Below are 24,003 nucleotides of genomic sequence, written 5' to 3'. Positions count from 1 at the left end.
GGGGCGGAATGCCCCCGCCTGCGGTTTTTGTCGTGTTATAGTCACTTCAGTGGTAATGCAGGGAGAGGGAGCAGGCAGACAATGGAAGACGAATATAACCTCAGCAACATTATCGGCAAGCGCCTGGAAGCGGCACTTGGGGAGTTGGGCGATCTCTTGTGGGCATATGTGGTGTTATCCAAAAAAGACATTGCCTGCATCTTTGGCGTCACCAACTACCCGAGTGAATGGGTAAAAAAGTATCAAGAGCAGGGATTGCAGTACATTGATCCGGTGGTGCTTACCGCCCGCAACCGCCTGACCCCGTTCGCCTGGGACGAGCAAATCATGGCCGACGCAGGGCTGCACTTTCCCGAACTGTTCGAGCAGGCCCGCAAGTTTGGCGTGACGCACGGCTATACCTTCGTGCTGCACGATTACAACGACAATCTCGTCACGCTTTCCTTTGCCTTCAGCGCGGAACAGAAAATGGCAGCCATCCAGGCGCTCACCGAGCGTAAAGGCGATATTTCGGTATTGCTGGCCTCAATCCATGAGTCGTACCTGGCGCTGTCACCACTGTCAGCAAAAAACGCCGCAGCGCTGGAGAGAAACGCCCGCTTTACCGACAGGGAAAACGAGATCCTTTATTGGGCCAGCGTGGGTAAAACCTACCAGGAAACGGCGATGATCCTGGGCATAAAGACCGGCACCATCAAGTTTCATATGTCCAACATTGTCAAAAAGCTGGGGGTAACGAATGCCCGACATGCTGTGCGCCTAGGGATGGAGCTGCGGCTGATTAAGCCGGTGGATGGATAGGCTGCTAGCTCCCCGTGAATACTGCGCTGGCGGCAGCGCAAAGCTAAATAAGTCGGGAGACGTCTAGAGGTAAAAAGTATCGGCTAGCGAACAGCATCTTTCGATTCAGGAAATGACAAGCGTTAACCGGTATTGATTTGGCGCCGTGGCGATTAACGTGAAGGCCGCAATAGCGTATCGGTGGCCCCGAAATCTGCAATATGAAATAATCACCGCACTGAACTTATAAAGGTCTAGTAAGGGACTGTACTTTAGTCTAACTAGTTTCTCACCCCTTGAGGCGATACACTTTCCCGGTAATGTTTTGATAAAAAATACAAAAAAAAACCTGACCGCGTAGGGCCAGGTTGCCAATATTGGCCAACACCAGGGAAAATTTTCTTGCACCATCTTAAAGCTATTAACTCCGCAGAGGCAAGCGATCTCAGCTGGTTTTTAGGCATTAACTAGCCATTTTGTTATGTATGTACGCTATTTTCTGGTGATTTCAGATAAAGCCCATCCAACGTGAATAACCTCTGTCTTTTTATAGCCCCGTTTCGATTTTTTATTTCCCGCCTGATATTCAACAATGAAAAAATATTGTTCCTGGAATGTTGCGCAAACTCATTCTTTATTGGCTGACACATTGTTATGCAATTATTTGCAGCGTTGTCATTACGGCTGGGGATTATTTTATTTTTGATAGGGGCTGGTGGCTATGAGGAGGGAGGCTGGCGCGTGGCGGGTTCCTGAACTTGTTTCGTTAGCGCGGTGAGCGGTTCTGGCTCGTGGGAGTGAATGACGTTCGGCACAGGAGCCATCATTGTTCTGTGCAACGACGTTGGAATCTGGAATCGGATGGTATTACGTGAGTGTGGCGCCTGATCCTGGATGCTCGTTGCAATAGCCTGATGCTCATCATCAACAGGGTTGGGAAGGGCGCGCAGCGGGAAGGCGGGGTGGACAAACGCGCGTTGCGGCGGTTTTTTCGACACTTAACTCATTGAACAACGGATAAGTGTTGCGTGCTGGTCGCGGGAAGGTATAATTCACCCGTTTTCCGCATACTACTTCAGTGCCGAAGTGGCGAAATCGGTAGACGCAGTTGATTCAAAATCAACCGTAGAGATACGTGCCGGTTCGAGTCCGGCCTTCGGCACCATTAAGTACCGCGCGAACAAGAGGCCACCGAGAGGTGGTTTTTTTGTGTCTGTAATCTGCCCGCCGCAATTACCTGCCAACTTTACTGTATTGACGTATTTCTCATCCCCGTAAAAACCAGATCTTCCTGATGCTGTGGTAAGACCTATCAGATTGATATTAAAGTATAAAATAGCGGTTCATTGAGCTCTTTCGGATCATGGAATTCCAGGATAGAGCCGCAACAGGAAGGGATCACGCGGGCGTTAACGCCGGGCGAAGTCAACCTGGCGCGTTCAGCGTTTGGCAGCACCATTTTCTATCAGAGCGTGTTGGTTCACTTCGACAGCTACCTGTCTTTGGGCTGCAGAATCGGTACACGGTGATGAGCCCGAATGGGAGTTGTGCTTTCGTAAGGCTTTATACCGACCTGATTTTACGGTACATCATTTGGCACAACACCCGTTTATCCACGAGATAGCACATGTCTGGCAGTATCAAAGAGGCATGTGGGTTCGTACCCGTGGGCTTCTCAGTTGGGCGGTAAGTTATCAATATCGGCTTGATCAACCTTTACTACGCCACTACAGCATGGAACAGCAAGTATCGATAATTGCGGACTATTTCATTCTAAAGAGATATGGAGCGAATACCTTCTTCCGCTTGCCAAACAGGAAACTCATCGGGACAGTGGACATAAGGACATTGTCACAATTTCATCCCATTATCAGAAGCGCAGGGCTGCCGCTACGAGAAAATATTTCTTCCTTCTTCTTTATCTTTTTATCTCGGGTTGCCCTATGGGGGATAAAGCCAATTTACGCTCGGCAAAAGCAACGGCTGTAGGCAGCAAGATCTGCGTTTTTGTCGATAGGAATGACATGGAAAGAGAAGAGTCCATTCTCAAGGTAGCCATATGGAAGTATGGCAATGATAATTATGTCTATGAACAATCATATGCAAACACGCCTGTCGCGTTGGAGCCTGGGAAGTGTGTTCCTGGCATCGATGAGTATGATTTTATTCCCGGTAAAGGATACAGTATTATTGCCAGTACGCCTTTACATCCTTATGAGGCCAGCTTTTTCGTATGGAAACGGGGTGAAGAGGTTATGTTGAAATCGAATTAATTTTTTAGTGGATAGTTTGTTGGAAAAAATGTTGTTGGGAAAACAGTATGGATATAATATCCAACTAAATTATCTGTGTTTTATATTATAGATCTGGATACTTCTTGCTATGATTTTCATCATAGCAAGAGAGTGTTAAATAGTTTTTAAGGTTGTATATACATATTCGGCAATTTTCCGCGCGAATTTTACAGGAACCGCGTTGCCGATTTGTTTTGCAACCTCAATTTTTGTGCCACAAAACTTGAAGGTATCTGGGAATGTCATAATCCTTGCTGCTTCCCGGTGGGTAATAGGACGATGTTTTTCTGGGTGCAGATAACGTCCTTTTTCCGGTTTAAAAAACTCAGTTCGTATTGTTACTGATGGGCGATCCCACCATAAACGCCCAAATAAATCTGTACCACCGCTTGGCTTGTTTATCCAACATTGTGGTGTAATTTCTGGTGCATTTTTCATAAGATCAAATCGGTTACCACCTGGTGGTACTGACTTGTATCTACGTAAACTAACTTCTGTTGGAGTTCGGCCAAAGTGTAGATCATAAGGAGCTGAAATATTTCTAATTTCAACGCCTTCAGGATCATCAAGATCGGCGATAACAGATTTGACATCTTGCCAAGTAGGTAAGTCTGTATTTTGGGTAGCTTGCTGAGGGCTCACATGCGTTTTGGCCGGTGGAAATTCAGGAAGCGAATCTATGGAAAAATGCTGTAAGTTGTACCCAATGACTATAGCTCTACGTCTTGTCTGAGGGACGCCATAGTCTGCTGTGTTCAAGACATCGTAAACTAAGTGAAAATCCATTTCTTTGGCACGGGCCTGAATGTCCAAAAATTCATCACTCTTCAGCAATCCGGGCACATTTTCCATGATAAACATCTTGGCGCCGGAGGATGCAACGATGTCCATATAGGGTTCCCACAATGCACGGCGATGGTCACCTTCTCGTTTTTTATTCAACAGGCTGAATCCTTGGCAAGGAGGCCCGCCGATAACGATATCAGCCTGAGGTATCGAGTCTTGCTGAGACAGCCATTCCTCAATGTTTACCGCAATGCAATGGTTGCCTGGAAAATTCGCGTTGTAGGTATCACATGCATGTTGGTTGTTATCAATAGCCAAAACTCCTTCAAAATCAGGATGATTTTCGCCGAACATGAAGCCTGCACTTAGGCCTCCAGCCCCACAGAATAGATCGATAACTTTATAAGCCATGTTTAGACGCAACCTGCCAACTTTGTTGATGAACATGCGTGCATTCTAACGTTTCAAGAGGGAGATCTAAAGCACTTTATACTGTTTAAATATACATATCATGCTCATTGGGGGAGGGGGGATTAACTTAGGCATTCATCCTACATGCAAGTGGCAGGATTTTTTTAACTGATTAATAATACTTTATTTTTATGTAAGTTAGAGAGATAATTCATATATTTGATTCATAAAGATGTGAGGATATATGAATAATTCATCTCTAGAATATATTTCTGATCTAGATATAAATAAAGTTATATCTTATTTTAAAAATGTAACTGGCGGTTGTGAGAAGTTTATAGAAGTAATAAGAAAGTCTTTTGATGAAGTTATTGATGGACCAAGAACTGCCCGCTATGCTTATAATCAGTTAGAAAAGACTGAGAAAACCTATCTGGGTACTAAAGTTGAGATATTGTTACGCTCTGCATTTTCTCTTGATCGTGGAAATATAATGGATTATAAAATCGATGGCATTGAGGTTGATTGTAAGTACACAGGGAATGGATGGGGGTGGAACATACCTAAAGAGGCTATTAATCATATTTGTATTTTGATTAAGGCAGATGACGAGAAAGGCACTGCTAGTTTGGGGGTTGTACGTGCAAGTAGTGAAATTTTGAATGAAGGTGCGAATCAGGATGGAAAGAAAACCATTAGTGCTTCTTCACGAGGAAAAATAGTATGGGTATATGATAATGTCAAAATACCTATTAATCAATTGTTTTTGATGGATCCCGTAACTCGAGAAAGAATCATGGGAGCGTCATCTGGGCAGCAAAGACTTAACGAGTTATTTAGGATCTACACCGGTAAAGTTATAGAGCGGGAAACTATAGCTACAGTTGCTTCTGCGAAAGATGACCCAATGAAAAGAGTGCGTGCAAATGGAGGTGCTAGATCTTATCTTGCTGAAGAAGGGATTGTTATTTTAGGGCATCAAAATGAACATCCAAGAATTTGTAGAGAGTTAGGATTACCAAAAATTGAAAAGGGTCAGGTAATATCAGTGAGAATAGTTAAAGATCCTAATGGGATATGTAAAATAGATAATGATTTTTGGCGTGTAGCAAATGAAAGTGATGGTGTATGTCAAGGGCCTAAATCTTACTGAATAGGTAAAATATTGCCATCCCATTCCATTAATAATTGCGAGAGTATGGATATATGGGTAAGAAGGAAAATAATGCTGTTCGCGGGAATAGAATGGCCTTGGTTAAAATAAAAGGCACTGAAATTGAAATGTGGCTGAGGTTACGTCTTCATGCTCGTGGATTCCGTTATCGTGTAAATTTCCATAAATTACCTGGAAAACCTGATGTCGTTCTTCCAAAATATAAATGTGTAATTTTCGTCAATGGCTGTTTTTGGCATTTGCATAATTGTCATTTTTTTCAGTGGCCGAAAGAAAACCGAGAATGGTGGGAGGTAAAACTTTGCAATAATAGGAAAAGAGATCTTGAGGTTCAGGATAAACTAAGAGAAATGGGATGGCGTGTTATGATTATATGGAAATGCGCAATTCAGGGGAAAGTAAGACTTGAGGAAGATGTCATACTTGAATTGGTTAGTTCTTGGATAAAAAATGGAGGCCCTTTACTCGAGATATCAGGCAAAGGGGCGGCATAATTTATTCTTTTATCAGTCTATTTATTTTTTTGTATATCTCTTCAAGTACGGTCATTTTATCCCTGGAATAATGTAGCTCTCTATGGCAGTTAGGACATACTGCAACTGTATTACCTACTGTATCTGACCCTCCCTTAGCTAAAGGTTTTAGGTGGTGAACTTCCAAATATGGTCTATCTTTGCTATCTGGAAAAGGTCCGGACTTTTCGCAAACTTCGCAAATACCTTTGGCTTCTTGAAGTATATAGGCTTTTATTTTTGGGTCTCGAGCAATGGTAATAATTTGTCTTATGGTTCTAATTGGTTTTTTTGTTCCATCGGGTTGAGTGGATATACCTTTTTCTAGAATTTTTTCTACTTGAATTTCAAATTTTTTATTTTCTTCTTCAAAAGTTTCTTTATCGTGGATAAAAATTAAATCAATAAGTTGTTGTAATTTGTTGGTGCCAACATGAGATGCAGGCTTTAATCCCTTTAACCACTCCCTACCAAGAGTGTGATATGCATAGGAAATATTCTGCATTCTGTACTCGAAAGATTTTGGCGAGCGGCCAAATTTCTCACCGAGTTTTTTATAATATGATAACTTGGAAAATTTTTCATTAGATTCGGATTTTCGCTTCATTTCTATATATGCTAGTACTGATGCTTCTAAATCTTCTTCACCCCAAGTGTATTTCTCGCTAGCCATCATACATTCATCATGTCATCAAATGATATTCATTTTATGAATATTATTATGAATTGCAATTTTTATATCATGCTAATTGATATCTCTTATATTTTTTAACTTCGCGCTGAAAGTTACTGAGCCGAAATTTTCACATGTTTTTTATTATCATGTTGTTTTTTAAAGACATATCAAGGGTGATTGATTTACATCACCCTTTGGTATCAGAGAGTTTCTTGTTCTTCCGTTGCTGCTAGCCTTCCATCTCCCGCAACGCTCGCCCATAAAGGTTACACAGCGCAGGAACCAGATGCGCTGTGGCGTTGAGATAGCGATTCAGCTGCTCCCAGCCTTCGGCATCCAGCTGTGGGTGCTTTTGCAGTAACTGGCCAAACAGCATCAGGCCGTAGCACAGCCCTTCCGCCTGTTCGGCAGAGAGTGCTGCTAAGTCTAAAAGTTCTGAGGGATTGAAAGCGCTAAGCTCAAGGTGGTTAAACAGTTGGCGATAGAGGGGAAGGGTGTTGGGGATGGTTTCAGAAGCGTTGGGTAAGTTTGTGTTTTCCATATCGGCTATTTCCATTTGGAGAGAAATACCGCTACCAGAAGAGACGCTAAACTCGGGTGGTAGCTCGAACGGCGTTAGCGTACCGGCCCCAACGGATACCGGCCTCCCCGGAGGAAGCACCGCCCGAGCCACCATTGTTTGGGTGCGCATCGGCATGCTCGAATTTATACCATATTCGAACAGGGTTGGGGGATTCGGAACGCTAACTCCGGCTGCGGATTTTGCCGCAGCGGAAAAACTATAACGTTATCAGGAAAAGGAAAAAATAAGCTGTATAGAATTACAGTTTATTTGCTTTCAGCATTGGAATACAGATCGCAGTTATTTATGGTGCTCTTTTATATTTGTAATGTTGTCTATATATAGTGAATATAATTCATGGTATTCTATTATCTAAATGAATGTTATGTTCAGTAATCCTCTATTCGCGCTACGAAGTGTTAACCGTTCCAGTATTTATCCTTTCTAAAGCTTATGTTAATCATACGGCTTTGCTAATTCACGGATGAACGAACATGGCGAATGAAGATGAGTTGCGTATTGCCCTGTCGCCGGTGCAGCTTGCGGCGGTACTGTCTGATGAAAGCGTCACTGAAGGCGAAACGCTCAGTAACCGTCTGCTTGGCGGTTTGGGGCTTGCCGGTGGTGTCGTTGAGCTGATGGGGGCAGGGGTGTTGTGTTATGCGCCGGATCCGACGTTTATCACCAAGGTCGGGTGCGTGGTGGTGGGAACGCATAGCCTGGACAGCATCAAGGCCGCTTCCAATCAGATGATTACCGGGCAGCCAACGACGACTGACACTTATCAGTCTGCCGTTTTATTGGCGCAAACACTGGGTGCCGATCGGGAAACGGCCTATAACGTCGGTTTAACGGTCGATATTGCCGTGCCTTTTGTCTTTGCCGGAGCGGTTGGCGCAGCCAGAGCCGCATCCGTGCGCATGGGGCGGGTTAAGCTGATTGAGCACGAGTCCGTTAGCGGTAAATATCCGGGCGGGCACACATTGGCTCGGCATATAAACATAGCTCCGGAAGCGCTTATTGCCAGGCTAGCCAGGCGCCCGAAACTGATCGCGGCAAGTACCTTCAGATCGGTAAAGGAGGCCGAAAAGTATGTATCTGTCACGGTAAAGGCGAACCGTGCAGATATTGTGAATTGGATGAAGTACGCGTCTCCCGGCAGCCGTTTGAGCGTGTATCACAATTTCACAGAATCAGTAGGCTATGGCGTGTTACGCGGCAGCACTGACGTCTATCAATGTCATCGGGTTGGCGTCGTGATTGAATTTACCCGCTATAATGGCAAACCTTACTTTATCCTTAGCGCCTTCCCTGCGAGATAAGCCGATGAAAACCAGCGAACTTGATAATCTGATCGTCGTTTATTTTGGCCAAGATTATGACTTGATAAATGCAGAGGGCGATATTACTGCGCTGATAGCAGAGTACATTCGTCTGGCGAATCATCAGCAGCGCGAGGCTTTGGTCAATGAGATAGATGAGCTACTGGCACAGGATAATGTGGAGTCCTTATTCAACCAACGTTTCGGGTTTACCTTCAGCCCGGAGCTATGGGGAACCACGGTTTCCGCACTCCTGCAACAGGCCAGAAGCGCTGCAGTGAAAGCGCTTTGAGCACCATCGTGATACGCAATCACTTCAGCGAGCTCAGTAGCTTATTCAGTATTTACTTCGGTCAGGATTATGATCTGTTTACTGATGCCGAAACGGCCGAGGGTGTAATTGACGGCTTCCTTGAGCAAAACGGCAGTCAGGTCATCCGCGATATCCTCGAGGAAACCAAAAAATTTCAGGCCACCTATGCGGGGCGTATAAACGAGGGCATGGCGGAGCATTTTTCAGATGAGTTTATGCCGGAGAGCTGGGGCACTACAGCGGTAGCGTTCTTTGCCATGCTGCGATGGAAAGCAGAACACAAGCTGGAGCAGCTTAAGCGAGCGTAGGAGTTGGAGCCCACCCACAGGCTCCCATATCCCAACCCCGTTTACCCCAACCCCCCAATCCTTCCCCGAATCTCCTCCTCCGGCAGATCTATACCAATAAATACCAAGGTACTCCGGCGTTCCTCACCAGGCAGCCACTCTCGATCCCAGTCGGCGTTATACAGCCGCTGCACGCCCTGGAACAGCAGGCGGCGCGGCTCGTCTTCGATCGACAGTATGCCTTTGTAGCGCAGCAGGTTGTCGGCGTATTCCAGCAGCAGGCCTTCCATCACGTCGGAGATTTGCATCAGCGGCAGTGGCCGCTCTAGCGTCACCACGATCGAGCGGATGTCGCTCTGCGGCTGCGGAATGCGGCGGAACAGCGGGGCGGGCGGCGTCAGGTTCAGTTTGTCGTTCAGCGTAAAGCCTTCGATGTCGAACAGCACGCTCAGATCGATATCGCCGTGCGTCACCTGGTAGACCGGCGCGCGGGCGTTCATCCGCTGCAGCCGCTGGATCAGCGCTTCGCAGTCCGGCGCCACGTCGGTTTTGGTCAACAGGATGCGGTCGGCATAGCCCACCTGCGCCTGGGCGATGCTGAACTGGCTCAGCTGCTGCTCGGCGTGCGCCGCGTCCACCAGGGTGATGATGCCGTCCAGCAGGAAGCGCTCGCACAGGATCTCGTGCGAGAAAAAGGTCTGGGTAATCGGGCCGGGATCGGCCATGCCGGTGCATTCGATGATCAGCCGGTCGAACGCCAGCTGGCCGCTGTCGACGCCGTCCAGCAGATCCAGCAGCGCGTCTGCCAGTTCGTTGGACTTGCTGCAGCAGATGCAGCCGTTGCTCAACGTGGTGATGCGGCTGGCGCGATCGCCGATCAGCGCGTCGTCGATCGGCACTTCGCCGAACTCGTTTTCGATGACCGCGATTTTATAGCCGTGTTCGGCGTTCAGGATGTGGCGCAGCAGGGTGGTTTTGCCGGCGCCCAAAAAGCCGGTCAGGATGGTGACTGCGATGGGTTTCATACGGGTCCTTGTGACTGCGGGTTAACAGCAGCGCATGCCGCCTTTGCCGTCGCCGCCGTAGCGCGCTTGCTGGCGCTCGCGGAAAAATTCTTTATAGGTCATCACCGGCTTGTCCGGGTGGTTGTCTTTCATGTGCTGGACGTAGGTATCGTAGTCAGGCACGCCCACCAACATGCGCGCCGCCTGCCCGAGGTACTTCCCCGCCTGGCCGAGATTTCCGAACATAAGCCTTCTCCAACTCTACCCTGCATCACTACAGCGCTTGCTTTAGCCTGATATTAGGGGAAGCCGGGGGATGGGGTTCCCGCAGGGATGCCCCACCTCCGGGTCGCCCCGGGTATCTCGATTGCATCGCGCCGCACGCCTGGCATCTTGCGATACGCAGGCCGTGCGGCTTTGGGTACTACTTAACGTTTATTATGCAGGGTATCCGTTAAATCACATCAATGCTGGGTCGAAACTTTGACCTCCCCCTCAGTTACGCCGTCGGCGGGCGCGGCCTGCGGCACCGGCACGTAAGGCGTTTCCTGGTCGGTGCGTTTCGGGTTCTTGTGCGCTGCCATCGCGGTTTTCACCCCGTAGAAGATGATGCTGTACACCACCAGCAGGAACAGAATGCTCAGCCCGGCGTTGGTGTAGTTGTTCACCACGATGTGGTTCATGTTGGCGATCTGCTGGGCGCTCAGCTCGGCGCCGCCTTCGGCGATCTTGCGCTTGTATTCGCCGGCCAGGAAGAAGAAGCCTTCCAGCTGTGGGTTGTCGCTGAACAGCTTCAGGCCCAGCGCGTAGGTGGTGCAGATCAGCAGCCACACCGCCGGCAGCACGGTCACCCAGATGTATTGGGTGCGCTTCATCTTAATCAGCACCACGGTGCCCAGCACCAGCGCCACGGCGGCCAGCATCTGGTTGGAGATGCCGAACAGCGGCCACAGGCTCTTCACGCCGCCGAGCGGATCGACTACGCCTTGGTACAGCAGGTAACCCCACAGCCCGACGCAGCCGGCAGTGCCGACGATGCCGGCCACCAGCGAGTCGGTTTTCTTCAGGAACGGCACGAAGTTACCCAGCAGATCCTGCAGCATGAAGCGGCCGGAGCGGGTGCCGGCGTCCAGCGCGGTCAGGATGAACAGCGCCTCGAACAGAATGCCGAAGTGGTACCAGAAGCCCATGTTGGCGCCCGGAATGATCTGGTGGAACACGTGGGCGATGCCCACCGCCAGCGTTGGCGCGCCGCCGGCGCGGTTCAGCACTGAAGGTTCGCCGATGTCGGTGGCGGTCTGCAGGATCTGTTCCGGGCTGATGACGAAGCCCCAGGAGCTGACCGCCGCCGCCGCGTGCACGGTCACGTCCTTCAGCGAAGCCATGATCATCGGCGCGTCTTCGGTGCCCAGGCGGTGCAGATCCGGCATGGTGATGCCCAGCGCCGCCGGCGGGGTGTTCATGGCGAAGTACAGGCCCGGCTCGATGATGGACGCCGCCACCAGCGCCATGATGGCGACGAAGGACTCCATTAGCATCGCGCCGTAGCCGATAAAGCGCGCGTCGGTCTCATTGGCCAGCAGCTTCGGCGTGGTGCCGGAGGCGATCAACGCATGGAAGCCGGATACCGCGCCGCAGGCGATGGTAATGAACAGGAACGGGAACAGGGTGCCTTTCCACACCGGGCCGGTGCCGTCGACGAACTGGGTCACCGCCGGCATTTTCAGCTCAGGGTTGAGGATCACGATGCCGATCGCCAGCCCGACGATCACGCCGATTTTCAGGAAGGTGGCCAGGTAGTCGCGCGGCGCCAGGATCAGCCACACCGGCAGCAGGGCGGAGACGAACGCGTAGCCGATCAGCGTGAAGGTGATGGTGGTGTCTTTAAAGGTCAGCGCCGGGCCCCAGTACGGGTCGTGCGCCACCACGCCGCCGAACCAGATGGCGGCCACCAGCAGCACGATGCCGATGACTGACACTTCACCCACGCGGCCGGGGCGCAGATAGCGCATGTAGATGCCCATAAACAGCGCGATCGGCACGGTGGAGCAGACGGTGAACACGCCCCACGGGCTTTCCGCCAGCGCTTTCACCACGATCAGCGCCAGCACCGCCAGGATGATGATCATGATCAGGAAGCAGCCGAACAGCGCGATGGTGCCCGGTATTGGCCCCATCTCTTTTTTGATGATCTCACCGAGCGAGGCGCCGTTGCGGCGCGAGGAGATGAACAGCACCATAAAGTCCTGCACCGCCCCCGCCAACACCACGCCGCCCAGCAGCCACAGCGTGCCGGGCAGGTAGCCGACCTGCGCGGCCAGCACCGGCCCCACCAGCGGCCCAGCGCCGGCGATGGCGGCGAAGTGGTGGCCGAACAGCACGTTCTTGTTGGTCGGCACGTAGTTCAGGCCGTCGTTGTTGACCACCGCCGGCGTGGCGCGGCCGGCGTCCAGCTTCATCACCTTGGTGGCGATGTACAGGCTGTAGTAGCGGTAGGCCACCAGATACACCGCCACCGAAGCGACGACGATCCACAGCGCGCTGATGTGTTCGCCGCGGCGCAGCGCCACCACGCCTAGGCAGGCTGCGCCGAGTATCCCCAGCAGCATCCACGGAATGTGCTTTAAAATCCCCTCTCGTTTCATGAGGTATCCTTAATTCCAATCTGCAAAATATGAATGAACTCATCCGCTTGTAAGAGATATCAGAGTAGCGCGGCGAGCCGTAGCGTCTTTCCCGAGGTAAGGCGGGTTTAGGAACAGCTCATCATCGCCGGGGGTAAGGGGGGAAGACAGGCGTATTTCGCTCAGCGGTCAGATTCGCCGGGTGAACGGTTGGATTGGCGGGGTGAGCGGTTGGCGGCTGGTTTCATCATGTTTTGAATATAGCGGCGCAGTTGTGTCGGGTGAGAATCGTATATACCCTGCGTTAGGCAACGTATGGAAAAGGATAAAGACATGGAAGAACAAACAGAAGGCGTCAGCAGTGAAATGCGCGTCAAAATAAAAAAGGTGTTGCGTGAAATAGAAGCGCGATATGACGTAAGGGTGTTATATGCCTGCGAGTCCGGAAGCCGTGGATGGGGATTCGCTTCGCCGGACAGTGATTACGACGTGCGTTTCTTGTATGTGCATCGGCCTGAATGGTATTTGCGCGTTGAGACGCAGCGTGACGTGATCGAACTGCCGATAGATGATGAGCTCGACGTCTGTGGGTGGGAATGGCGCAAGTCGCTCGGCCTGTTAAAGCGAGCTAACCCGACGTTGATCGAATGGCTGGATTCACCGGTGGTTTATCGGCAGGATGCTGAAAGTGTAGAGGCGCTGAAAGGCGTCGTACCTGAGTGGTTTTCCGCAACGCGAGCACGCTGGCATTATCTTTCCATGGCGCGTAAAAATTTCCGCGGCTACTTGCAAGGCGAGGAAGTGCGCCTAAAAAAATATTTCTACGTTCTGCGGCCATTGCTGGCCGTCCTTTGGATAGAAGCGGGAAAAGGGGTGCCGCCAATGCGTTTCGATCACCTGCTGGCTGGAACGGTGAGCGATCCATTGTTGTTAGCGGAAATTCATGCCTTGTTGGCGGCCAAGAAAAGAGCTGGAGAAGCAGAATACGGTCCCCGTAGGGAGCTGATACACGCGTTTATTCTGCAAACGCTTAAGGTTCATGAACAACCGGCTGAATTACCTGATAGCTGCGCGCGCAGTGATTTCTCGCTCGACGAATTGCTTTATAAAACCGTCATGGCGTAATGGTCGTGCGGGTTGCCGATGAGGGTGGCACAGAAGGGCGCAATAATACCTTTCTGTGCTGTTGCATTGGCAATCACCGCCAGGCTGCCGCTGTTGCCAATGCGGCCCCCGGAATAACCGGCCGGCTTTAACCCCCTATTTTTCAGTTCGCTTATCGGGTACCGAACGTTTCCGGCAGCCTGTCTCTTCAGGCCATCTGCATGGCCTGCAGCAGGTGGATAAACGCGGCGCTGAGCGGCGGCGTGGCCGGCTCATGGCGGGTAAAGACGTAAAAGCGCGCGCTGATGTCGATCTCTTGCGTCGGGATTTTCTGCAGGTGCAGCTGCGGGGCGTAGTGCGCGACCACCCGATCGCTCAGCAGCGCGATATAGCCCTGCTGCCTGACCAGGCACCAGGTCGCCAGAAAGGAGTCGGTCTCGACGATCTGGCCATGCGGCGTGTAGCGTTCGGCGATCTCGCGGATGGCGGCATGCCCCACCGAGCAGGAGCGCGGCACCACCCATTTGGCCTCGGCCGGCGGCTGCCCGGCTGCGGTAAGGTCGCCTCCCTGATAGAGCGAGAAGCGCTCGCTCTTCAGCGCCTGCATGGCCAGATCGGCGCCGCCCGCCGCGCCGTTCAGGCTGCTGACCGCCAAATCCAGCTCGCAGCTTCGCAGCCGGGCCAGCAGGCCTTCCGGGCCGTCCTCCACCACCGTCACCCGGGTATGTGGGTAGCGGCGGTTGAAGCCTTCGAGCACCTGCGGCAGGTAGCACAGCAGCGGATCGACGCTCATCCCTACCCGCAGGCGCTTCTCGCCGTCGGCGCTCAGGCCGCGCAGCTCGTCAAACGCGTTGAGCAACTGGTTGGTGGCGGCGTCTATCCGCCGGTAAAACAGTTCGCCGACCGCCGTCAGGCGCACGCCGCGGTTGCTGCGCTCCAGCAGCCGCGCGCCGACGGTCATTTCCAGCTCTTTCAGCACCCGGCTGAGCGTCGGCTGCGAGATGGCCAGCTTTTTCGCGGCCTCGTGCAAACTTCCACAGTGGACAATGTCTTTGAACATCGTCAGATGCGCCAGCTTTGGCATGGTTTTCATGGTTGATCTCCCTGGAAGTGAAAAGCATTAGCCGGAGCCGGCGATGCGGCTGTAATAGGCCTGTTTCATCATGCTGTCGTTCAGCAATTTATTGATGGTCTGGTCGAGCACCGGCGTGGTGACGGAAGCCGGCATCAAGGTGGCGGTGATCTCCACGTCGTCGTCGCCGAAGGGTTCGATATCCAGATGCGAGATAAAGCAGTTTTCCCCTTGCAGCACCTGTTTGAATTTGGCCAGCGCTTCACGCTGCTCATGCTCGAAGGCAATGACGCAAATCTGGTAGGTAGACTCGCCGTTAACGTCATTGAAGGGCTGTTTGTTGACCATATTGACCAGCGGGCGCAACAGGGTGTTGGCGGCGAGCACGAACAGCGTGGCGGCCAGCGCATCGCCGTACAGGCCGCAGCCGGCGCAGGCGCCGACCGCCGCGGAGCCCCAGAGCGTGGCGGCGGTGTTCAGGCCGCGGATGTTCATCCCTTCCTTCATGATGGCTCCGGCGCCGAGAAAGCCGACGCCGGAGACCACATAGGAGATGACGCGCACCGCGCCGCCGCTGCCGTCGATGGTCATGGCCAGATGGACGAAGATCGCCGCGCTGGTGGCCACCAGCGTGTTGGTGCGCAGCCCGGCGGTGCGCTGGCGGAACTGTCTTTCGTAGCCGATGGCGGCGCCCAGGACGGACGCGGTCAGCAGCGTCAGCAGCGTATGAATGAAATGCATGATAATAACTCGATGTATTATCCGCTTATCATGAGCCACCCGTGGCGGGGTAACTCTTGATAAACAGGTAGTTAAGTTGGCGGGATTCCGTCCCGCCAGTCCAGGGCGGCGCTCAGTGCGCGGCGGCGATCTGCCGGCTGAGCGCCTCGCTGATTTTGTCCGTCAGCGGCTGCATCCCCTCGCGGGTGCGCGCCTCGCGGCGCTGCGTGATGTGATAGCAGCCGTCGAGGGTGCCGGCGCCCAGCAGGAGGATGCGGTCAGACATCATCACCGCCTCCTCTACGCTGTGAGTGACCAGCACGATGGAGCGGGTTTTGATCTGGCGCGTGCTCCAGATCCGCAGCAGATCGCTGCGCAGGTGCTCGCCGGTATAGACGTCCAGTGCGGAAAAGGGTTCGTCCAGCAACAGCAGCATCGGTTCAACCGCCAGCGCGCGCGCGAAGCCGACCCGCTGGCGCATGCCGCCGGAAAGCTCGCGCGGGTAGGCGTCGCGGTAAGGCGCGAGCCCGACCAAATCGAGCATTTTCAGCGTTTGGGCTTCGACCACCTGCGGCGGAAGATCCTGCGCCTGCAGCCCGAAGGCGATATTTTGGTAGACGTTCAGCCACGGGAAAATGGCGAAGGTCTGGAACACCATGTTGATCTGGGGATTCGGCCCCGAGACTTTTTTATCCCCCAGCATCACGCTGCCCAGATCCGGCGCGATCAGGCCGGAAAGCATGCGCAGCAGGGTGGATTTGCCCGAGCCGGACTGCCCCAAAATGCTGACGACTTCGTTGTCGTAGAGGCGCAAATTGATTTCATCCAGCACCAGACGTTTTTCTTTACCGGTAGGCTGAACGCTTTTGCTGACGTTATTGACCGTCAGCAGCGTAGTTTTTTTTACCATCATGATCTGTCTCCACCCAATTAAAATATGAGCATGGAAAAAGGGCCGATATTTATCGCCGGGCAGGCGTAAAATAAATGCGAGTGCAAATAAGCCTGACCGTTATCGGGCTGTTAATACGCTTATGCTGGAGGGGGTAGCCCGTCGGACGCGCCGGTGCGGCGTGCGCGGAGGCCAGAGGCTGAAGGGTAAAGCGAAGGGATGCTGTAACTGACTCATATCCTGACACTTTCAGGATGCAATGGGATGACTATTGCTCCTGTGACCTCAGCGGCTCCAACAATAAAATAAACAACCAACTGTCGCCGTCCATATCATTCTCCCGTTATTTTTCGTGTGGCCATAATACGTGTGCTATTGCCTATTGTTCAATGTGGATGCACCGAATTATGGCGGCAAAATGTAATTTAATATGAATGCGGGAAAAATTTTCTTTATTCATTAAACGGGGCGTCAACAGAAAGCGCGAGAATGAATATAGGCGTCATTTTGTGGAAATATAAACCTGAATTAAACGAGAGAATAAGCGGCGGGCGGAAAGTCGAATAATGAACCGGCCGGAGGGTGCCCTCCGGCCGGGATGGGGGTCAGAACTGATACATGATGCCGGTTTCGACGATGTCGTCGGCGCTGGCGCCAGCGGCGTTCTGCCGCTGCAGCAGGTTGAGTTTGTACTCCACGTAGGTCGACATGTTGGCGTTGAAGCTGTAGTTCAGCGCCAGATCCAGGTATTTGACCAGATCGGCGTCGCCAATGCCGGGCAGGTTGCGGCCGCGCGTTTGCAGGTAGGCTACCGAGGGCGTGACGCCGGAATCGAAGTGATACTGCGCGACCGCCTCGACGGCGTCTGCGCGCGGGGCGAAGCCGGCGTAGCGATCGCCGTCGACGTAGGTCATGTTCTCGGTGCGTGCGTAGCTTGCCGCCAGGTAGAGGTTGTCCTGGTCGTATTTCAGCCCCAGCGTCCAGGCCCGGGCGCGATCGCCGTCAGCCAGGCCGAAGCGTTGCTGCGCCAGGGTGCGCGCAGAGTTGGCGTAGGCGGCGCCAAAGTTTAGCCCCGCGCCGGTGTCGTAAGTGGCGGAAAAGGCGTAACCATCGCCGTTTTGCGTTTGGATATCCTTCGCCCGGTGAGCGTCGTCCCCCCGATTCTTCCCCTGATATTGCAGGCCGAGATCCAGGCCGTCGACCAGACCGCCCAGGCTGCGATTATGGTAGGTCAGCAGGCCGTTGGCGCGGCCGGTCATAAAGTTGTCGGCCGCTTCGTAGCTGTCGTTGCCGAATTCAGGCAGCACGTCCGTCCAGCCGGCCACGTCATACAGCAGGCCGTAGTTGCGGCCGTAATCCAGGCTGCCCCAGCGGCTGAACGTCAATCCGGCGAAGCCGAGGCGGGTATAGCTGTCGCCCGGCCCGGCGCTTTCCGGCTGATTGAGCCCGGCCTGATATTCCCATTGGCCATACCCCGTCAGCCCGTCGCCGATCTGCGTCTCGCCTTTGAAGCCGAAGCGGGTATAGGAGCGGTCGCCGTTATTGTCGGCGTCACTGCTGAAGTAATGCACGCCGTTCAGCTGGCCGTACAGATCCAGCTTATTGCCGTCTTTATTGACGATTTCCGCGGCGGTGGCGGCGGCTGGCAGCAGGATGACCAGCGTCATCAGCAAGCTTTTATGGTTCATTTCAATTCCCCAAGTGGATGAAAACAGGGCCATTAACCGGCCGATTGCGCTTGCGCGATTTTTTTGTACAGGCAGCAGCGGATCCGATCGCTGAGGTGCCGCAGGCTTTCCCGGTTGCGCGCCGCGCGCGGGAGGTTGACGCTGAATTCGTCGTCGATCCGTTTGCTGGTCGCGTCCAGGATCAGCACCCGATCGGACATCAGCACCGCCTCTTCGACGTCGTGCGTCACCATCACCATGGCGCGAGTGCGCAGCCGGTTTTCCCCCCACAACGCCAGCAGGTCGCCCCGCAGTTTTTGCGCGGTAAAGATATCGAGGGCGGAGAAGGGCTCGTCCAGCAGCAAGACGTCGGGCTCTACCGCCAACGCCCGGGCGAAGCCCACACGCTGGCGCATGCCGCCCGAAAGCTCGCGTGGCCAGGCGTGCTCATAGCCACTCAGGCCCACCAGGCGCAGCAGCGCGTCCAGTCGTTCGGCGATCGTCTGCGGCGGCAGTTTTTGCGCCAGCAGCCCGAAGGCGATGTTGTCGTACACCGCCAGCCAGGGATAGAGCGCGTAGGACTGAAACACCATGCCGGCGTTGGTGCTCGGGCCGTCGACCGGTTTGCCCGCCAGGGTGAGCGTGCCGCTGTCCGGTGGGATCAGCCCGGCCAGCATGCGCAGCAACGTGGACTTGCCCGAGCCGGATTGCCCCAGAATGGTAACGAACTCGCCGGCGTGCACGGTCAGCGATACGTCGCGCAGTACGGGTTTGGGGCGTTTGTTTTCGCCGATAAACGTCTTGTTCAGCCGGCGGGCGCTGATAATTACCTCTTGAGTCACCATGTGGTTCCCCCTTGATCAGTCATATTTGAATTTGGTTTCCGCGATGCGATACAGCGGTTGCCAGATGAAGATGATGCACAGCGCCACCAGCGCGCACATCGCGGCGCAGCCCAGCGCGGACTCCGGGTTCTTGCCGGCGTCGGTGACGACGGAAATGAACGCGCCCAGCCCGGTGGCGCTGAGGGTGGTGCTGCCCCACTGGATCACCTCGGCGGCGATGGCGCTGTTCCAGGCGCCGCCGGCGGCGGAGATGATGCCCGTCACGATGTAGGGGAAGATCGCCGGCAGCATGTAGTAGCGCCACCAGCGGAGGCGGCGCAGCCCGAAGGTTTCGCTGACTTCGGTGATCTGCGTCGGAATGGCGGAAACGCCGGCGATCACGTTAAACAACACGTACCACTGGGTGCCCAGCATGATCATCGGAATGGCCCACCAGCCGAGATCCTGGTGATAAATGGCGATGAAGGCGGCGATCAGCGGGTAGAAAATGTTGGGCGGAATAGCCGCCAGGATCTGGATGATCGGCTGGAAGATCTTCACCAGCCGCGGGTTCATGCCGATCCACACCCCCAGCGGCGTGAAGATCGCCACGCTGAGCAGCATGGCCGCAGCCACCCGCGCGGTGGTGAGCAACATCCACTCCGGCAGCATGGCGAAGTACTGTTTGGGGAAATATTCCCACAACTGATAGCCGAACCACACGCAAGCCAGCACCACGCCGAGATACCACAGGCTGCGCCACAGCCAGTTGCCTTTGGCGGCGATCCTGAACAGGCGGTGCAGGCCGAGGGCGTACCACAGCCGCGGCAGCTTGAACAGCCACAGGTCAGCCAGCGTGCGCAGCGTGCGGCCGAGCGCCGCGCCGACGTGCGAGAAGGCCAGGCTGTTGTAAAACCACGGATTGCCGAGCGGCCGGTTGGCGGTAACGTCTTCGTATTTGAAGCGCGCGGTGTAGCGCACCAGCGGGCGGAAAACCAGCTGATCGAGCAGCACGATGTTGGCGGCCAGCGCGACGATCGCATACAGGATCGCCGGCACGTTCTGCTGCGCCAGCGCTTCGGCGATATAGGAGCCGACGCCGGGCAGTTCGACCGAGCGATCGCCGACCGGAATGGCCTCGGAGGCCACCAGGGCGAACCAGGCGGCGGATTGCGACACCATGGTGTTCCACAGCAGGCCCGGCACTGAATAGATGAACTCCAGCCGCCAGAAGCGTTGCCACGGGTTGTAATTGAAGCTGCGCGCGGCTTCGTCCAGCTCCTTGGGCACGATGCGCAGCGTCTGATACAGCGTCAGCATCATGTTCCAGGCCTGGCCGGTAAACACCGCGAAGATGGCGGTGCACTCCAGTCCCATCACGCTGTGCGGATAGAGGTTGAGAAAATACACGGTCGTGAAGGTCAGGAACCCCACCAGCGGCACCGACTCCATAAAGTTGACGAAGGGCAGGATCACCCGGCGCAGCGGCGCATAGCGCGCGGCCAGCACGGCGAATACCACAGAAAACAGCAGTGACCAGGCCATGCCGAGGAGAAAGCGCATGCTGGTTCTGAGCGAATAATAAAGCAGGTTCCAGGCGTCGAGATTAATGGCAGAGACGTTTTGTTCATTGAAGTCACCGTGCATGTCACCCCAGGCACGAATAAAAAAGGCAATGAAAAAAACACCGATGGCGATAACGATAAAGTCATTTAAATAAGACTTTCTGAAAACAGATGTACCCCGGTTATTTTGCATAACGCAATACCTTATTTTTCCCATAAGAAATCCGTCGGCGCTCGGGGAATATGCCCGGCGACATCAGATAAATACCGCTGTAGCGGCTGAGACAGACGTTGTTTTCGCAGCGGGGCGATGGGTGGGCCGGCAGAGCGGGAAAGGCCGTCAGAAGGGGAGCGGTTGCCGCATTCCGTGTCTTTCAGAATGCAACGCGGATGACATTACTGAAAGACGCCCAATAGTATTAGCGTAAAACTAAAACTTTCATCGCCCATGGGGCCCTCCTCGGTTTAAATATGGCAGGGAGAGGGTAATGTTTTTTACTAATAAAAAGCAATTGGCGGCGTAGGGTTTTTACGTATGATATGTAACAGGATAAATATTCATTTTTTAATCGCTATATTCATAAAATGAAATAACGCATGGTGATGGCGATAAAGGCGGTAAAAATAAATCACGGCGAAATAAAACGGCGCGCCTGAAGGGGGCGCGCCGCGATGAAAATCAATAAACCTGCCTGCCGTTGATGCCGGCGGGGAAAATGCCGGTGGCGAACAGATGCCCGTTGGCCTGGATCTGGTCGTCGGGCAGCATCTCCAGCGGGAACTCGCCCGCCAGGCAACTGAGAAAGGCGTTGCGATCGTCCGTGCTGGTAAAGCCGATCAGATCGTAGAACAGCAGCGAAGCGATCAGCTGGCGATGTTCCGGGATGCGTCGCAGTAGCGCCGCCGACGGAAACGGCAGGTGGAAAAAGAACGCGCAGGCGTTCAGCAGCCCCTGTTCCTTCAGCGCCTGGGCGCAGGGCAGCAGTTGGTAGTCGTCGATGCAGACGATGTCGCCGGGGCACAGGTGCTCGCAGGCGATATCGGCAAAATGGCGGTTCAGCTGCCGGTAGGCGCGGTAGTTTTCCGGCGTGAAGTGCGCCTTCTCCGGCTGGTTGTGGAACACCGGCCACAGGCCGTCGTGGTAGTAGCCCTGATAGTGGCGGCGGAACTCCTCGATCGACAGCGGGAAGGTTACCTGATCGTAACCGGCGCGTTGGCGGCAGCTGATCGGGCGCTGCGCAAAATTCTGCACGTCGCCGTTCCAGCCCAGCCACAGCCCCGGTTCGGCGTCGGCCGCCAGCGTCTGGCCGGCGCAGGCCAGATCCTTGCCGTCGCACTGCTTGTTGGAAATCAGCACTAAACGAGACATCAGGAGCTCCTTATCAGTGAAGGGCGCGCAGGGCATGCGCCGAACAATCGGCGCGCCAGGGCGCTTGCAGCGCCGGCAGCGTGACGCGCAGGCCGCGCAAGGCCGGATGCGCCAGGCAGCAGCGCGTCAGCCAGCTGCCCAGCCCGACGCCGCGGTATTCGGCGCTGACGAACAGTTCGCTCACCGAGGCGAAGGTGGCGTAATCGGTCACCATGCGGGCGAAGCCGAGCTGGTGGCGCTTGCGGTACAGGCCAAAGCACAGGCCGTGGTGCACCAGGCGTTCGGCCGCCGCCCGATCCGCCAGGCTGAGGAAACGCTGGATCGCCTCGATATCCAACAGCTGCCGATCGGTGCTGATATGAAAAACGCCTTTGCGCCAGCAGAGCAGCGGCTGAACGGGCGCCGGTTGCGGTTGCATATTCATGATTATCCTTAGGTTAATGAATCAAAGAGCGATTACAGCATCCAGCCGAGTTCGGCGGCGGTGACCTGTTCCTCGAAGCGGTGCAGTTCGGCGCTTTTGCAGGTGTGCCACAAGGTGCAGAACGCCGGGCCGAGCAGCTCGCGCAGCGGATCGCTGTGGCGGAACAGCGTCAGCGCCTCCTGTTGGCCGAGCGGCAAGGGGGCGGCGTTGTCGCTCTCGCAGCCGTTGGCGGCCGGCGGCAGCGGCAGCGGCTGTTCCAGCCCGTGCAGCAGGCCGCCGAGCATCACCGCCAGCGCCAGATAGGGGTTAGCGTCGGCGCCGGCCAGGCGGTATTCGATGCGCTGGTTGGCGCTGTCGGCGCAGGGCAGGCGCAGCGCCACCGTGCGGTTGTTGTGGCCCCAGGAGGCGCGCAGCGGCACGTGCATGCCGCGGCGGAAACGGCGGAACGCGTTGATATTGGGCGCCAGGATCGCCATTGACGCCGGCATCAGCGCCAGCATGCCCGCCATCGCCTGCTGCATGTTGTCGCTCAGTTCGCCCGGCGCGCCGGTCAGCAGGTTCTCGCCGTGCTCGTTCTGCAGGCTGATGTGAAAGTGCAGTCCGCTGCCGGCGGCGTGGGCGCAGGGCTTGGCCATAAAGCAGGCGTGCTGGTGATGTTGCTCGGCAATTTGCCGCGTCAGGCGTTTTAGCGCCATGATCTGGTCGCAGGCTTCCAGCACGCGCCGGCTGTGATGCAGGTTCAGCTCGTACTGGCCGGAGGCGGCTTCGGCCACCACGCCGGTCAACGGCAGGTTTTGCAGGCGGGCGTGCCGTTCGATGTCGCTCAGCAGCGCATGGTGGCGCTCCGGCGCATCCACCGCGAAGCTCTGTGTCGGGCAGGTTTCCGCCTCGGCGGGGTGCTGCGGATCCTGCAGGTAGAACTCCAGTTCGGCCGCCACCACCGGGAAACAGTTGCGCTCGTGCAGGCGCTTCAGCATCCGTTGCAGCACCACGCGCGGCTCCAGCTCGCAGGCGTCGCCATCGGCGTTTTGCATCGTCAGCAGCAGCTGGGCGTGGCGCTCGGGATCGCGCGCGCAGGGGCGCAGCGTACCGGGCACCGGCAGGCACAGCCGGTCCGGCTCGCCCGCCCGCTGCCCCAGCCCGCTTTCTTCTATCACCCGGCCGTGCAGATCCATGGCGTAGATCGACAACGGGAAGTAGCAGCCTTTTTCCAGCCCAAAGGCTTCGGCGATCGGCAGCCGTTTGCCGCGCAGCTGGCCGTTCAGATCGTGCAGATAAATATCCAGCTGTTCGGTATCCGGATAGCGCTGCAGATAGTGCTCCAGCTCTTTACGGAAGGTGCGCGTCGGCGAAGCGGGCAGCTCCGCCAGCAGGGGATTGAAGCCGATGATATTAGCATGCATGGCGTGCTCCAGAACGAAGACCGGTCACGGCCAGAGGCAGGGATAAACGCATGAGACAACTCTCTTGTGAGGCCATAGCGGCGATGTGAAAAGGGTATCTGCGGCGGCAAAAACTGTCTGTAAAAACGCCGTAACGTTAACGGGGTGCGGAATAAAAATGCCGTAAAGAGCGCGGCGGGTTGGCCGGGTCGGCACGGTCTATACTGGCGAGACGGGCC

The 24,003-nt window shown here is 54.8% G+C and carries 23 protein-coding genes and 1 tRNA gene; 9 read left to right on the top strand and 15 right to left on the bottom strand.

Translation table 11 applies throughout. From position 1 onward, the window contains the following. Positions 1-81 precede the first annotated feature (81 nt). The 3 genes from AAIE04_RS17290 (at position 82) to AAIE04_RS17280 (ending at position 3,053) form a co-directional block, all read left to right on the top strand. Positions 82-801 carry a helix-turn-helix transcriptional regulator gene (locus tag AAIE04_RS17290; RefSeq protein ID WP_498577406.1) on the top strand — a complete coding sequence of 240 codons (720 nt, stop codon included), beginning with the start codon at positions 82-84 and terminating at the stop codon, positions 799-801. A gap of 1,059 nt (positions 802-1,860) precedes the next feature. Next, positions 1,861-1,945, top strand: a tRNA-Leu gene (locus AAIE04_RS17285). Positions 1,946-2,636: 691 nt separating this feature from the next. Beyond that, positions 2,637-3,053 carry a putative T6SS immunity periplasmic lipoprotein gene (locus tag AAIE04_RS17280; protein WP_498577408.1) on the top strand — a complete coding sequence of 139 codons (417 nt, stop codon included), beginning with the start codon at positions 2,637-2,639 and terminating at the stop codon, positions 3,051-3,053. A gap of 135 nt (positions 3,054-3,188) precedes the next feature. Here AAIE04_RS17280 and AAIE04_RS17275 read toward each other — a convergent pair whose 3' ends face one another. Beyond that, positions 3,189-4,271, bottom strand: a complete 1,083-nt coding sequence (locus tag AAIE04_RS17275; protein WP_498577405.1) for a DNA cytosine methyltransferase — start codon at positions 4,269-4,271, stop codon at positions 3,189-3,191. Positions 4,272-4,515: 244 nt separating this feature from the next. On the opposite strand from AAIE04_RS17275, the gene AAIE04_RS17270 reads away from it, so the two are divergent. Continuing rightward, complete coding sequence (locus AAIE04_RS17270; RefSeq protein ID WP_498577404.1) at positions 4,516-5,424, top strand: NaeI family type II restriction endonuclease; 909 nt, start codon at positions 4,516-4,518, stop codon at positions 5,422-5,424. A gap of 53 nt (positions 5,425-5,477) precedes the next feature. After that, the gene (locus tag AAIE04_RS17265) at positions 5,478-5,939 is read left to right on the top strand and encodes a very short patch repair endonuclease (protein ID WP_498577403.1); all 462 of its coding nucleotides are present in this window, start codon (positions 5,478-5,480) and stop codon (positions 5,937-5,939) included. 1 nt (position 5,940) lies between these two features. On the opposite strand, the gene AAIE04_RS17260 is transcribed toward AAIE04_RS17265, so the two are convergent. After that, positions 5,941-6,633, bottom strand: a complete 693-nt coding sequence (locus AAIE04_RS17260) for an HNH endonuclease (RefSeq protein ID WP_498577402.1) — start codon at positions 6,631-6,633, stop codon at positions 5,941-5,943. A gap of 229 nt (positions 6,634-6,862) precedes the next feature. Next, positions 6,863-7,174, bottom strand: a complete 312-nt coding sequence (locus AAIE04_RS17255; protein ID WP_309530845.1) for a hypothetical protein — start codon at positions 7,172-7,174, stop codon at positions 6,863-6,865. Between the two features lie 515 nt (positions 7,175-7,689). Between AAIE04_RS17255 and AAIE04_RS17250 the strand changes: the two genes are divergently transcribed. The 3 genes from AAIE04_RS17250 to AAIE04_RS17240 are packed head-to-tail and all read left to right on the top strand — an operon-like array spanning position 7,690 to position 9,138. Further along, the gene (locus tag AAIE04_RS17250) at positions 7,690-8,517 is read left to right on the top strand and encodes an RNase A-like domain-containing protein (RefSeq protein ID WP_498577401.1); all 828 of its coding nucleotides are present in this window, start codon (positions 7,690-7,692) and stop codon (positions 8,515-8,517) included. A 4-nt stretch (positions 8,518-8,521) separates the two neighbouring features. Beyond that, positions 8,522-8,809, top strand: a complete 288-nt coding sequence (locus AAIE04_RS17245) for a contact-dependent growth inhibition system immunity protein (protein ID WP_197757257.1) — start codon at positions 8,522-8,524, stop codon at positions 8,807-8,809. Further along, on the top strand, positions 8,806-9,138 hold the full coding sequence (locus AAIE04_RS17240; RefSeq protein ID WP_498577400.1) for a contact-dependent growth inhibition system immunity protein: 333 nt from the start codon (positions 8,806-8,808) through the stop codon (positions 9,136-9,138). The genes AAIE04_RS17245 and AAIE04_RS17240 overlap by 4 nt, the downstream gene beginning before the upstream one ends. Positions 9,139-9,179: 41 nt before the next feature. On the opposite strand, the gene yjiA is transcribed toward AAIE04_RS17240, so the two are convergent. From yjiA to AAIE04_RS17225, 3 genes are all read right to left on the bottom strand, one after another. Then, positions 9,180-10,142 carry a GTPase gene (yjiA, locus tag AAIE04_RS17235; protein ID WP_498577399.1) on the bottom strand — a complete coding sequence of 321 codons (963 nt, stop codon included), beginning with the start codon at positions 10,140-10,142 and terminating at the stop codon, positions 9,180-9,182. 21 nt (positions 10,143-10,163) lie between these two features. Then, positions 10,164-10,367 carry a YbdD/YjiX family protein gene (locus AAIE04_RS17230; RefSeq protein ID WP_004953088.1) on the bottom strand — a complete coding sequence of 68 codons (204 nt, stop codon included), beginning with the start codon at positions 10,365-10,367 and terminating at the stop codon, positions 10,164-10,166. Positions 10,368-10,585: 218 nt separating this feature from the next. Continuing rightward, complete coding sequence (locus tag AAIE04_RS17225; RefSeq protein ID WP_060430817.1) at positions 10,586-12,766, bottom strand: carbon starvation CstA family protein; 2,181 nt, start codon at positions 12,764-12,766, stop codon at positions 10,586-10,588. Positions 12,767-13,078: 312 nt separating this feature from the next. Here AAIE04_RS17225 and AAIE04_RS17220 point away from each other — a divergent pair, with 312 nt between their 5' ends. Beyond that, entirely contained in the window at positions 13,079-13,870 is a 792-nt protein-coding gene (locus tag AAIE04_RS17220) for a nucleotidyltransferase domain-containing protein (protein ID WP_498577398.1), read from the top strand. A 187-nt stretch (positions 13,871-14,057) separates the two neighbouring features. Here the strand turns inward: AAIE04_RS17220 and AAIE04_RS17215 are convergent, their stop codons facing one another. The 9 genes from AAIE04_RS17215 to AAIE04_RS17175 form a co-directional block, all read right to left on the bottom strand. Continuing rightward, the gene (locus tag AAIE04_RS17215; protein WP_498577397.1) at positions 14,058-14,942 is read right to left on the bottom strand and encodes a LysR family transcriptional regulator; all 885 of its coding nucleotides are present in this window, start codon (positions 14,940-14,942) and stop codon (positions 14,058-14,060) included. A gap of 27 nt (positions 14,943-14,969) precedes the next feature. Next, complete coding sequence (locus tag AAIE04_RS17210) at positions 14,970-15,662, bottom strand: MgtC/SapB family protein (protein WP_019453282.1); 693 nt, start codon at positions 15,660-15,662, stop codon at positions 14,970-14,972. 112 nt (positions 15,663-15,774) lie between these two features. Beyond that, positions 15,775-16,554 carry an ABC transporter ATP-binding protein gene (locus tag AAIE04_RS17205; RefSeq protein ID WP_063918074.1) on the bottom strand — a complete coding sequence of 260 codons (780 nt, stop codon included), beginning with the start codon at positions 16,552-16,554 and terminating at the stop codon, positions 15,775-15,777. A 584-nt stretch (positions 16,555-17,138) separates the two neighbouring features. Next, entirely contained in the window at positions 17,139-18,221 is a 1,083-nt protein-coding gene (locus AAIE04_RS17200) for a porin (RefSeq protein WP_498577396.1), read from the bottom strand. 32 nt (positions 18,222-18,253) lie between these two features. Beyond that, entirely contained in the window at positions 18,254-19,045 is a 792-nt protein-coding gene (locus tag AAIE04_RS17195; protein ID WP_498577395.1) for an ABC transporter ATP-binding protein, read from the bottom strand. 15 nt (positions 19,046-19,060) lie between these two features. After that, positions 19,061-20,671: an ABC transporter permease gene (locus tag AAIE04_RS17190; protein ID WP_498577394.1), complete on the bottom strand. Its 1,611-nt coding sequence runs from the start codon at positions 20,669-20,671 to the stop codon at positions 19,061-19,063. Positions 20,672-21,268: 597 nt separating this feature from the next. Next, entirely contained in the window at positions 21,269-21,958 is a 690-nt protein-coding gene (locus AAIE04_RS17185; RefSeq protein WP_498577393.1) for a trehalose-6-phosphate synthase, read from the bottom strand. Between the two features lie 13 nt (positions 21,959-21,971). After that, the gene (locus AAIE04_RS17180) at positions 21,972-22,382 is read right to left on the bottom strand and encodes a GNAT family N-acetyltransferase (RefSeq protein ID WP_498577392.1); all 411 of its coding nucleotides are present in this window, start codon (positions 22,380-22,382) and stop codon (positions 21,972-21,974) included. 32 nt (positions 22,383-22,414) lie between these two features. Continuing rightward, positions 22,415-23,785: a glutamine synthetase family protein gene (locus tag AAIE04_RS17175; RefSeq protein ID WP_498577391.1), complete on the bottom strand. Its 1,371-nt coding sequence runs from the start codon at positions 23,783-23,785 to the stop codon at positions 22,415-22,417. Between the last annotated feature and the right edge of the window lie 218 nt (positions 23,786-24,003).

It is taken from the genome of Serratia sp. Ae19-1, from assembly GCF_059801225.1.
This window is presented reverse-complemented; position numbering and strand designations above follow the sequence as displayed.